At 59.4% G+C, this 11,538-nt stretch carries 11 protein-coding genes and 1 pseudogene; 3 read left to right on the top strand and 9 right to left on the bottom strand.

Translation table 11 applies throughout. The annotated features are described in order from the left end of the window. Positions 1 to 235: 235 nt before the first annotated feature. Complete coding sequence (locus PG892_RS19305) at positions 236 to 1,255, bottom strand: Fic family protein (protein ID WP_103260365.1); 1,020 nt, start codon at positions 1,253 to 1,255, stop codon at positions 236 to 238. A 575-nt stretch (positions 1,256 to 1,830) separates the two neighbouring features. Beyond that, positions 1,831 to 2,736 (bottom strand): LysR family transcriptional regulator, encoded by a 906-nt coding sequence (locus tag PG892_RS19300; protein ID WP_043156228.1) that lies wholly within the window; start codon positions 2,734 to 2,736, stop codon positions 1,831 to 1,833. Positions 2,737 to 2,794: 58 nt separating this feature from the next. On the opposite strand from PG892_RS19300, the gene PG892_RS19295 reads away from it, so the two are divergent. Together PG892_RS19295 and PG892_RS19290 are read left to right on the top strand one after the other, a co-directional pair. Next, on the top strand, positions 2,795 to 4,279 hold the full coding sequence (locus PG892_RS19295) for an amidohydrolase family protein (RefSeq protein ID WP_270825708.1): 1,485 nt from the start codon (positions 2,795 to 2,797) through the stop codon (positions 4,277 to 4,279). 14 nt (positions 4,280 to 4,293) lie between these two features. After that, positions 4,294 to 4,767, top strand: a complete 474-nt coding sequence (locus PG892_RS19290) for a DMT family transporter (RefSeq protein ID WP_042014762.1) — start codon at positions 4,294 to 4,296, stop codon at positions 4,765 to 4,767. Positions 4,768 to 4,929: 162 nt separating this feature from the next. Here PG892_RS19290 and acuI read toward each other — a convergent pair whose 3' ends face one another. From acuI to PG892_RS19260, 6 genes are all read right to left on the bottom strand, one after another. Further along, on the bottom strand, positions 4,930 to 5,913 hold the full coding sequence (gene acuI / locus PG892_RS19285; protein ID WP_104454369.1) for an acrylyl-CoA reductase (NADPH): 984 nt from the start codon (positions 5,911 to 5,913) through the stop codon (positions 4,930 to 4,932). A gap of 52 nt (positions 5,914 to 5,965) precedes the next feature. Further along, positions 5,966 to 6,601, bottom strand: a complete 636-nt coding sequence (gene acuR / locus PG892_RS19280; RefSeq protein WP_041213120.1) for an acrylate utilization transcriptional regulator AcuR — start codon at positions 6,599 to 6,601, stop codon at positions 5,966 to 5,968. A 154-nt stretch (positions 6,602 to 6,755) separates the two neighbouring features. Beyond that, a complete protein-coding gene (locus PG892_RS19275) occupies positions 6,756 to 7,004 on the bottom strand; it encodes a GlsB/YeaQ/YmgE family stress response membrane protein (protein WP_010675223.1) in 249 nt (82 codons plus the stop codon). Between the two features lie 128 nt (positions 7,005 to 7,132). Further along, complete coding sequence (lpxH, locus tag PG892_RS19270; protein ID WP_104454368.1) at positions 7,133 to 7,858, bottom strand: UDP-2,3-diacylglucosamine diphosphatase; 726 nt, start codon at positions 7,856 to 7,858, stop codon at positions 7,133 to 7,135. 13 nt (positions 7,859 to 7,871) lie between these two features. Beyond that, positions 7,872 to 8,558, bottom strand: coding sequence for a DUF4269 domain-containing protein (locus PG892_RS19265; protein WP_104454367.1), 687 nt, complete (start codon positions 8,556 to 8,558; stop codon positions 7,872 to 7,874). Then, on the bottom strand, positions 8,548 to 9,045 hold the full coding sequence (locus tag PG892_RS19260; protein ID WP_039041198.1) for a peptidylprolyl isomerase: 498 nt from the start codon (positions 9,043 to 9,045) through the stop codon (positions 8,548 to 8,550). Before PG892_RS19260 ends, PG892_RS19265 begins: the two co-directional genes overlap by 11 nt. A gap of 191 nt (positions 9,046 to 9,236) precedes the next feature. Here PG892_RS19260 and cysS point away from each other — a divergent pair, with 191 nt between their 5' ends. Next, positions 9,237 to 10,613: a cysteine--tRNA ligase gene (gene cysS / locus PG892_RS19255; protein ID WP_270825707.1), complete on the top strand. Its 1,377-nt coding sequence runs from the start codon at positions 9,237 to 9,239 to the stop codon at positions 10,611 to 10,613. A 419-nt stretch (positions 10,614 to 11,032) separates the two neighbouring features. Here cysS and PG892_RS19250 read toward each other — a convergent pair. Next, positions 11,033 to 11,461: pseudogene (locus tag PG892_RS19250) on the bottom strand (IS1595-like element ISKpn3 family transposase); the annotation flags it as partial. Positions 11,462 to 11,538: the final 77 nt, after the last annotated feature.

Below are 11,538 nucleotides of genomic sequence, written 5' to 3'. Positions count from 1 at the left end.
GACTCATGATGAACCCTGTTCCATGGCTCCAGATGACAAACATGATCTCATATCAGGGACTTGTTCGCACCTTCCCTTGTGGTGTTAGTGAGATAAAACAGAGAGTTACTGCGCCTCCTTTGTGCGCAAATGGGGTTCGTTGCGCTTGGGTTTACTTGGCTGGTTATATGTTTACTGATGCGACCTGGAAGCTGGGCGGCTGTAGCAACTCACTCGGTGGCCTTAGCAAGCAGTCCTATGACAACACTTCCCAATGCCCACCCTTGCGCGGACCAACAAAGCGCAATCGCCCCGCTTTAACCAATGCGGCAGCTGCTCGCTCCACCGTGCTGGTCGATTTGCCTATTCGCTCGGCTACTTGTGTCAGGGTCAGGGCAGGCTCGCTCGCTAAGAGCGCCAACACTGCATCCGGTGTTTTTGCCCGCATTTCTACCTTCATTTCTACCGGCGTTTCTACCCTCACTTTTTCTGGCAGGGTGGGCTGAGATGTCGGCTGTGCGGTAATCGCTTCGGCCAACGCATCTCGCAGCGCCTCTAGCAGAAACAGAATAAAATCGGTGCAGTCACTCAGCCTGTCGGCCTGACTTAATTGGTGGTAGTAGTGCTCTTGGCGCTCTTTGATGATCGCTTCCACCGGCAGGAAGGCCATCACTGGTTGCCAACGGCTCAAGATCACCGTTTGCCACAAGCGTCCCATACGACCATTTCCATCGGAAAAGGGGTGGATAAACTCCAACTCGTAGTGCAAGGCACAAGAGGCGATCAAGGGATGGGCCTCTGTTTCTGCCAACCATTGCATCAGTTGTTCCATCAGACGCGGAACCTGAGTCGCGGGGGGAGCCATATGCACTAATTGCTCACCTCGATAGATGCCGACCCCACTGCTACGCCATTGCCCTGCGTCATCGCATAACCCGTGCATCAAACGTCCATGGGCCCTGAGCAAATCCGCAGAAGAGGTAGGGGCCCAAGCCGACATTGCTTCATAAGCGGCAAACGCATTGCGCACCTCCTGGATCTCACGGGGCAATCCCAGTACAGGTTTGCCGTCGATCACTGCCGTGACTTGATCCAGGCTCAGGGTGTTGTGCTCGATAGCCAGGGATGCCTGGATGGTGCGGATCCGGTTTTCCCGGCGCAGCATGGGGACTTGCGAGCTCTGCGTCGAGCGCCATTGCCCCACCAATTCTGCGATCTCCGCCACCCGGCTCAACATGGCGTGGGTCAGGGTGAAGGGAGGGGAATAGGCTGCCATGGGGGACTCCGACTGAAACGATTGCAAATGCGAAGGCTCAGATTATCAGATCGGGGGCAAGACCAACACGGCGGCGTATCTTTGCGAATTCTGTGATAAGCGTTATGCGATGTTCTATGACGGGGTGCGATTTGTTGCGAACTTGAGGTGTTACTCGCTCCATCTACTTGCTATTTCATGCAATGAGATGCAAACGAGTTCCTTTGATTTAAAATCCCTCGACGTTCGCGTCGTGCCGGTTCGATTCCAGCCTCAGGCACCATTAAAATTGAAGAAAAAGCCTTACAGATTAAACAGATACGACGCTTCATTGCGTCGTTTTTGTTTTACCCCCCCCAGAATTTCTTTCCCACTTTTGCTGAATTGGCCATTTCCTGTCCAGGTGACTTGTTGCTCCCTGTGATTTGCTGTAATCGGCTGGCTGAGTGCTCCGACATAGGCAAGCAGATGTGTCTTGACACTGCGCCGAGGTTGTCTAGGGATGGTCTTTGGTACTGAAGCTAGCGCGGCTTGTTATGGCGCCTGGGCCTCGCGTTTCGTTGGCCAGCAAACAGATTTGAATCCTATGGTTGTATTCATTTTCCCGGGCTGGTCTTGTGGACAAGTTCGGCAATCCAGTCAGCAAATGCACGCACGGCAGGAGACAGAAAACGCTGATGGGGATAGAGCAATGTGACTGGCACCGATGGCGGTTGCCAATCTGCTAGCACCTCGATGAGCCTTCCTGCCTGCAGGTGCTCCAGTACAACATTCTCGGCAAGCTGGATGAGGCCAAAGCCATCGAGGCACATCTTGATATAAAGCCCCGTGTCATTGACGGCTGCGGTGCCGCTCACAGTAACCGATAGAGTCTCTTTACCGCGGACAAAGCGCATTTCGTTTGCATGCCTGGCGAGGCCCGAAAAGTAGTGGACCGCCTGGTGCATAGACAGTTCTTCAGGGGACTGGGGAACACCGTTTTCGTGAAGGTATTCAGGCGAGGCGCAGGTTACCCACCGAAACCGGCCAAGGGGACGAGCAACAAGGGTGGAGTTATTCAGCTCTCCTGTTCTGATCACGCAGTCCACACCTTCCTGAACAAGATCAACCTGCCGGTCACTCACACCTATCATCAGGTAGATATCTGGATAACGTTGGTGAAAGTCTCTGAGATTCGGCATGACGATGGAATGTGCTATCCCGCTCGGCATATCAACCCGCAAACGCCCCTGTGGCCGCTTGATAGCCTCCGTCAGGCTGGACTCGGCATGTTCAATCAATGAGAGTATTTCCCTGCACTGGCCAAGATACTGCAGGCCTTCAGGGGTGAGGTTCACCCGCCTCGTTGTTCTGTTCAGCAGGCGCACCTGCAGGTATTTTTCGAGGTTTTTAATCGTACTGCTGACTGTCGAGGAAGGCAGTGAGAGGGTCTCTGCTGCCTGCACGAAGCTTCCGGTCTCAGCAACCCGCATAAAGATCTGCATAGCCTGAATACGATCCACAGCCCTTCTCCCTTGAGACGATAACTCTACCGATAGTTCCCATGATTATTCGAAGATCATGAATTATGAAAACAGTTTGGTCATCTTTTTCAGGGTAATAGAGTGCCGTATCTTTTTGCCATTGGCTAGAATAGAGGCTCTTGAAATGACCGGATACGTTAGAAATATTGTTAATAATCAAGATGTAATACCAGATTCAATCTTGATCAAGGGAGCCACGATCCTCAGCATGGATGAGAGCGTGGGTAACATTGAACGTGGAGACATTCTGATCAGTGGATCAACCATTACGGCCATAGGCGAGAATCTGGAGGCGAATGGTGCCCGTATCATCAATGCTACGAACATAATCGCCATGCCGGGGATGGTGGATTCTCATCGCCACTCCTGGGAGGGACAACTGCGCCGCATCAATCCGAATGCCACTTGTCTGGAAGACTACAGCAACGCCACGCACTTCTCTTTCGCCAAGTACTATCGCCCTGCCGATATGTATATCGGCAACCTGCTGACGGCACTGGGCTGCATTGATGCAGGCATCACCACCGTCATTGACAATTCCCATAACAGCCGCACCGCAGCCCATTCGGACGCCGCCGTCGAGGCCCTGCTGGATGCAGGGATCCGTGCCATACACGCCTCCGGCGCACCGGTATCGGGGGAATGGGACAAGGCTCATTGGCCGGGTAACTGGCAACGCCTGCAAGAGAAATATTTCAAGGACAACCCAGAGAGCCTGGTTTCCCTTGCTGTCATGGCCCAGCTGGAGCCTGCATTGTGGGCCGAGGCTCGCAGGCTGGGGCTGCCGATCGTCACTGAATTCTTTGGTTCTTTTATGGCGTCTGAGCTGGAGTCACTGCATCGGCGCGGTCTGCTCGGCCCGGACAATATTTTCAATCACTGCACGTCACTGCCAGATGAGGGATGGAAGATCCTGCGAGAAGCCGGTGTCCGGGTGAATGTCTGCCCGCGCTCCGATGCGCACTATGGCATCGAGGACGGTATGTTTGCCATCCAGGCGGCGCAGCGTCATGGCATCAACCCTGGCCTCAGCGTCGACAATGAAACCTCTTACAGTACTGATATGTTTATGGAAATGCGCGTGGCATTTTACCTGCAACGGGTGATGGGCATACATCAGCAGCACTGTTGCGGCTCCGACCACTCGCTGACCACGCTGCCGGCTGCCCAACTTCTCAAATCGGCGACTGTCGATGGTGCTGCCTGTGCAGGGCTGCTGGACAAGGTAGGGAGCCTGACGCCAGGAAAACAGGCGGATCTCATTCTGATCAATGCTGGCGACATCAACCTCTACCCGTCCGGCAATGCCTTTGGCACCGTGGTGCATGCGACAGAGCGCAGCAACATTGATACCGTCATTATTGGCGGGCGCATCGTCAAGCAGCATGGCAAGGTGCTGGGCGTAGACAGCACGCGCCTTCGCGCCGCCATTGATGAGTCCCGTGAGCATCTGTTTGCCGCCGCCGGGTATGAGCCTGACATTTTTGCTGACGCCTTCCTGCCGCTGGCACATGCACACTGACAGGTATGCAACCCATGAGCACGCTGTATTACGTCATCGCTTTTGCCGCAGGTCTCGGGATCACGCTGCAGACAACTCTGAATAGCCAGCTGGCACGAGGACTCGGGGGCGATTCGGTCACCGCCGCATTGTTCTCCTTTGCGGCCGGTGCATTCAGCCTCGGGGTCTTCTCGCTGCTGCGTGGCGGATTATTCACCTCGCTTGCGGCCATTCCATCACAGCCTCTGTGGAGTCTGGCCGGCGGCCTGATCGGCGCTTGCGCGCTGTTCAGCTACATCGTGCTCGCACCGAAGATCGGGTTGTCAGCCCTGCTTGGGTTGGCCATCGTCGGACAGTTGCTCTCATCCCAGGTCATCGACCATTTTGGTCTGCTTGGCACCATCCAGCGTCCGGTATCTTTGATAAAGCTGGGTGGAATGTTGGTCATGCTGACCGGGCTCGTCATCATGCTGTTCGGTGATCGGTTAGCTGAGCGCCTTATGCACTGATGAAGCGGCCTTCTGATGTTTTGACCTTCACGAACGTCTGCCCAGGGGCAGGCGTTCTGCTGATGGGGTTTGCATCCCGGCTCAGTTCCATGACCTGAATAGGGGGACACAAAGAGGCTCGCCTGACGTGGTCAGGCGAGCCGGCTCATATCGCGTCAGTCATCACCCCTGGACATTGACCAGGATCCGGCCGCGCACCTGGCCTGCCAGGAAGGCATCCCCCAGGGTCACGACCTGGGAGAGGGGCACTTCCCGGGTGAGGAGATGGAGGCGGGTCAGGTCGAGATCCTCGGCCAGTCGGGCCCAGGCCTGCTGGCGCAGCGGGCGCGGTGCCATCACGCTGTCGATGCCATAGAGGGTGACGCCGCGCAGGATAAAGGGCATGACGGTGGAGGGGAAGTCCATCCCTCCCGCGAGACCGCAGGCAGCCACGGCGCCGCCGTAGCGGGTAGTGGCGCAGGCATTGGCCAGGGTGTGGCTGCCGACGGTGTCGATGACGCCGGCCCAGCGTTCCTTGCCCAGCGGGCGTCCCGGCGTGGCCAGTTCGGCGCGATCGATCACCTCGGCGGCGCCGAGGGACGTCAGATAGTCGGCCTCGTGCAGCCGCCCGGTGGCGGCCACGACCCGATAGCCCAGCTTGGCCAGGAGGGTGATCGCCACGCTGCCCACGCCGCCGTTGGCGCCCGTCACCAGAATGTCACCGTCACCGGGGGTGATGCCGTGCTTCTCCAACGCCATCACGCAGAGCATGGCGGTGTACCCTGCGGTGCCGATGGCCATGGCGTCCCGGGGCTGGATGCGCTCAGGCAGGGCAACCAGCCAGTCGCCCCGGACCCGTGCCCGCTCCGCCAGCCCGCCGCTGTGGGTCTCGCCCACGCCCCATCCGTTGAGCACCACCTTGTCGCCGGGGTGCCAGTCGGGATGCTGGCTCTCCAGCACGGTACCGGCAAAGTCGATGCCGGGGATCAGAGGGAAGCGGCGTACCACAGGGGAGGCGCCGGTGAGGGCCAGGCCATCCTTGTAGTTGAGGGAAGACCACTCTACCGCCACGGTCACATCCCCGGCAGGCAACATCTCCTCGGAGAGGCTCTGGTAGCTGGCGCGATAACCCGCCTCGTCTTTCTCGATCAGAATACCGTTGAACATCTTGTCTACTCCCATTAATTGGACTGACTGACTATTAATCGTCGTAAAAAAATCACTTTGCTAACTTCATGAAAAAATTGAGAAAAGAGAGCATGGGCTCGGTATCGCCCACCAGGCGTGCGCGCAGTACGGCCCCTTCCCAGCCGATCCAGAACTGATGGGCGAGGGCAGGGCAGTCACAATCAGGGGGCAGCTCCCCCGCCGTCACCGCATCCCTCAGGCAGCGGGTGAGCAGCACCTCCCAGTCGAGGAGGATCTGCTCGAGGCGCAGGCACAGCTCGGGGGAGAGCTGCACCACCTCCTGACCCAGGTTGCCCACGAGGCAGCCCCGCTGGAACGCAAACCGGGTCATGCCCCGGCAGGCGCTGTCGACGAAGGCAACAAGACGGGCCAGGGGGGGCAGGCTCTCATCCTCCAGATAGCGCGTCAGCTTGCGGCAGAAGTAGTGGTGATAGGCATCCATGACCGCCAGAGTGAAGTCGTGCTTGGTGGCGAAGTAGTGATAGAAGGAGCCCTTGGGGATCCCGGTCGACTGCAACACCCGCTCGATGGAGGTGGCGGCGATTCCCTGCTCGGTCAGCAGCTCCATGCCCCGGCGGATCAACAGATCCCGGGTGTCGGCATAGGTGTGCCCGTGCTGGGCAGGGCGGCCGCGAGGGCGGCGGGGCAGAGCGTCGCTGGTTGGCATGGGGGTTATTAGACGCCTCAACTAGAAATGATGCAAGCCCGGGCCGGGCTAAGGCACGGGGGATGAGAGCGGGTAGTCGCAGCAAGCTGGCGCCAGCGGGGCAGAAAACAGCGAGGGCGCCAGTGGCGCCCTCGCATCGATGGGTGGCTGCGCCTCAACTGCGCAGCTTGTTGTAGACAAACAGCACGATCAGGGCGCCAACGGTGGCGATGATGATGCTCGGCAGGTTGAAGCCGGTGACCGTTCCCATCCCGAGCAGGGTGCTGACATAGCCCCCCACCATGGCACCGACTACCCCCAGGATCACCGTCATGAAGAAACCGCCGCCATCCTTGCCCGGCATGATCCATTTGGCCAGGATGCCGACGATCAGTCCCAGTACCACCCAAGTAAGAAATCCCATGGTCTTCTCCTCGTTGTGTGCAGAGAACCAGAGTATATGCAGGGATCCAGCTTGTATCCCGCCACAGCACGGCGTGAGTCAGAAACGGTCATATGAGACTCGCTCCTGACCATGGCAGGCAGAGGGCCTCAGCCGAGCGCGCGGGTGTCGAGGCGCTGCCCGGCGGGGGAGCAGACCAGCACCGACCCCTGCTCGAACCAGTCTCCCAGCACGATGCGCCGCGCCGCACGCCCATCCAGGGTGAAGTCGTGGATGGCGGGCCTGTGGGTGTGACCGTGGATCATCAGGCGGCAGCCGTGCTGGCGCAGCATGTCGTCCACCGCCTCCGGGGTCACGTCCATGATGATCTGGCTCTTCTGGGCATTCTCCATCTGGCTCTGGCCGCGCATCTTGTGGGCGATGGCCTGGCGGCGCGAGAGCGGCAGGCGCAGGAAGAGCCAGCGTAGCCATTTGAGTTGTGTGATGCGGCGAAACTTCTGGTAGCCCTCATCTCGAGTGCAGAGCAGATCCCCGTGGCTCAGCAGCACCCGCTCGCCGTACAGCTCGATGACGCAGGGGTCGCCGAGCAGGGTCATGCCGGCCCGTTTGGCAAACTGGCGCCCCAAGAGGAAGTCGCGGTTGCCGTGAATGAAATAGAGGGGCACCCCTTGCTGGCTCAGGGCGAGAAAGGCATCGGCCACCTCGCGGTGGAGCGGGTTGGGGTCGTCGTCCCCAATCCAGAATTCGAACAGATCCCCCAGCACATAGAGGGCGTCGGCCCCGGGCGCGTCTTCGGCCAGAAAGCGCACCAGGGCTGCCGTCATGTCGGGCCTGCCTTGGCTGAGGTGAATGTCACTGATAAAGAGGGTGCTCATGAGTTCCTGGGCATCATGGTAAGAGAGTCCCGCCTGGGTGCGGACAAGGCCTGTGACCTTGCTCGTCGAGCGGGTGGGGGAGGGAAGGGCAGCAGAGCCCCGCAAGGTTGACGTCCTCCAGGGTCAGCAACGCCTCGTAAGGGTCGCCGGACAGACCCAGCAGGCGGCACATGGCCGCTTCCCCCTTGAGCCCTTCATCAACACGCAGGCGCAGCACTTCCCGGTGGAAGGGGGCGCCAAAGCGCTCAAGCAGGGCGGCCATCAGGCTGAGGTGGCGCCAGCCATGACACATCTCGAGGGGATCAGGGGTGAGGTAGAGCTCGACTGGCCAGCACTGGCCATCTGGCCCGTGGCGTCGCTGCTCGGCGATCCAGACCTGCTCGCCCTTGCTTCGCACCTGCCAGCCTTGTGCTGCCAGTGTCGCGGCAAGGAAGGCCGGGTCCGGATGCTGGCAGAGGATGTCGAGATCGCTGCCGGGCCTATCCAGCCCGATGGCGATCGTGCTCACCAGGGCCAGATCGTTGCACAGGGGGCCAAGCTCATTCCACAGGCCGCCGCTCAGCAGGGCGTGGGCCGAGCGCTGACGTGCGTTGCCCTGGGCCAGATAGTCGAGGCGGCGCCAGTTGGGGGCGGCAGATGGAAAAACTGCGGCCGGGGCCGCAGTGGTATCAGAGCCTGGCCGGCAGGGATTACTCGGCAAGGGTCACCTTGGTGATGACGACGTCTTCGGTCGGAACGTCCTGGTGCATGCGGCCGTAGTTGCCGGTCTTCACGCCCTTGATCTTGTTGACCACGTCCATGCCGGCGGTCACTTCACCGAACACGCAGTAGCCGAAGCCCTGGGTGGTGGCGGACTTGAAGTCCAGGAAGTCGTTGTTGTTCACGTTGATGAAGAACTGGGCGCTGGCGGAGTGCGGCTCCATGGTGCGGGCCATGGCGATGGTGCCGATCTTGTTGGACAGACCGTTGGCCGCCTCGTTCTTGATGGGAGCGCGGGTCTCTTTCTCTTCGAAGCCCGGGGCATAGCCGCCACCCTGGATCATGAAGCCGTCGATGACGCGGTGGAAGATGGTGTTGTCGTAGTGACCGTCACGGCAGTATTGCAGGAAGTTGGCCACGGTCTCCGGGGCTTTTTCCGCGTTCAGGGTCAGGGTGATGTCGCCGTGGTTGGTGTGCAGAGTAACCATGAGTTGTCCTTTCATTTTGACGCGGGCAGCAAGTTGCCCGCAGGTGTATGGCATAAAGTGGTGGCAATTCTAGCCCATCAAGGCTCTGCGGCATAGATGGCAGGGGGGAGAGGGGGCTTTTTCTGCCTCGTTTTCTATACCGGATGCGGTTAGAATGGCAGGCCATTTTACTCACAGGCAGTGGTCATAAGATGCTGAAGATATACAACACACTCACTCGTCAAAAAGAAGAATTCAAACCTATCCACCCGGGCAAGGTGGGCATGTATGTGTGTGGCGTCACTATCTATGATCACTGTCATATCGGCCATGGCCGTACCTTCGTCGCCTTCGACGTCGTCGCTCGCTACCTGCGTTATGCAGGATACGACCTCACCTATGTGCGCAACGTCACCGACGTGGACGACAAGATCATCAAGCGCGCCGCCGAAACGCACGTGACCTGTGACGCTCTCACCGAGCGCCTCATCGGCGACATGCACCAGGATTTCGACGCCCTCGGCATGGTGCGCCCGGACATCGAACCCCGCGCCACCCAGCACATCGGCGAGATCATCGCCCTGGTTGAAACCCTGCTGGAAAAAGGGCACGCCTACGTGGCGGACAACGGCGATGTGATGTTCATCGTCGAGTCCTACGCCGACTACGGCAAGCTCTCGGGCCAGGATCTGGAGCAGTTGCAGGCCGGCGCCCGGGTCGACGTGGTGGATGCCAAGCGCAATCCGCTCGACTTCGTGCTGTGGAAGATGTCCAAGCCGGGCGAGCCGACCTGGGACAGCCCCTGGGGCCCGGGCCGTCCTGGCTGGCACATCGAGTGCTCCGCCATGAACTCCAAGCACCTTGGCAACCACTTCGACATCCACGGCGGCGGCTCGGATCTGCAGTTCCCGCACCACGAGAACGAAATAGCCCAGTCCTGCTGCGCCCACGGCGGCGACTACGTCAACACCTGGATGCACAGCGGCATGGTGATGGTGGATAAAGAGAAGATGTCCAAATCCCTTGGCAACTTCTTCACCATCCGCGATGTGCTGGCCCACTATGACGCCGAAACCGTCCGTTACTTCCTGATGTCCGGTCACTACCGCAGCCAGCTCAACTACTCGGAAGATAACTTGAAGCAAGCCCGCGCCGCCCTGGAGCGGATGTACACCGCCCTGCGCGATCTGCCGGCGGCTGCCGCCGCCGGTGGTGACGAGCAGGTGGCTCGCTTCAAAGAAGCGATGGACGACGACTTCAACACCCCGGAAGCCTACTCCGCCCTGTTCGACCTGGTGCGCGAGATCAACCGCCAGAAGGGTGAAGACATGGCCGTTGCCGCCGCACTGGGCGCCCGTCTGCGGGAACTGGGCGCCGTGCTCGGCATCCTGCAACAGGATCCGGATGCTTTCCTCAAGGGTGACGAAGCGGACGAAGAGGTCGCCGAGATCGAGCGCCTGATCGCCGAGCGCAACCAGGCCCGCGCCGACAAGAACTGGGCTGCTGCCGATGCCGCTAGAGCCCGTCTCACCGAGATGGGCATAGTGCTGGAAGACAGCGCCGGCAAGACCAGCTGGCGCCGTGCCTAAGGCCGGTGGCCCTGTTGGCGCCTAGTGCCAACAGGTTGAGCCAATAAGAAAACCGCAGCCCTGGGGCTGCGGTTTTTGTTTGGGCGAGGGCCTTGCCCTCGAAGGTGTTTCGCCCGCCCTTCGGGCTGGGGCGAGTGACTTTGGAAAGACCCAAAGTCACCAAAGGTCTTCTCCCCCGGCAAACCGCCCGCTTCGCGGGTTCCCTCGTCTCGTCCAACGGGTCGGACGGAGCGCAGCAGACGGCACATCCCTGTGCCGACTGCGGCTGCGCCATCATCCCTGATGGCGCTCCTGACCCGCTGAACTCGACTCGGCGGATTACAGGGGGAGCCAATACCGTGCCAGTCCGTGGCTTCATCTTGCATATTGGCTGCCTATCCTGCCTTGGAGCAGTGCAAGGGGGAAATAGCGTTTCCTGATTACCCATGACCCTCAGCCAGCTTCAAGAGCCGATATGGCATCGGAGGGCTTGCCACGACTGCATGCCCCAATTCAACCAACATGCTCTTGAGGTCAAAACGATGATTAAACCGGAAGCAGTATTCCGCAAGATGCCTTGGTAAATGCTTCGCTCCGAGCGTATGGCAACTGCCCCGCAGCGAGTTTTTCACATTTCCTATCATCGTGTTTACCCAGTTGAATGCCGGATGATCCAGCCAGTCCAGGTTGCCCCCGGTGACAACACCCAGGTGCTCACAATTGGCCTCCTTGACCGCTTTGAAACAGGCCAATCCATCGGATATCACCGCGCTACCACTGGCAATATGCCGTTTTGCCCAATCAGCAACGGACTTGGTTTTGAAACCATCGACCACCGTCATCCGCATCTTGATTGGATGTCCTTCCTTGGTATCTATTCACCAGGACGGGGTTGACGGCATCAGTTCTGCCGGGATGGGATAATCTGTCTTCTCGATGCACGCCC

The sequence above is a fragment of the Aeromonas sp. QDB68 genome (assembly GCF_027707405.1).
Classification (GTDB): Bacteria; Pseudomonadota; Gammaproteobacteria; order Enterobacterales; family Aeromonadaceae; genus Aeromonas; species Aeromonas caviae.
This window is presented reverse-complemented; position numbering and strand designations above follow the sequence as displayed.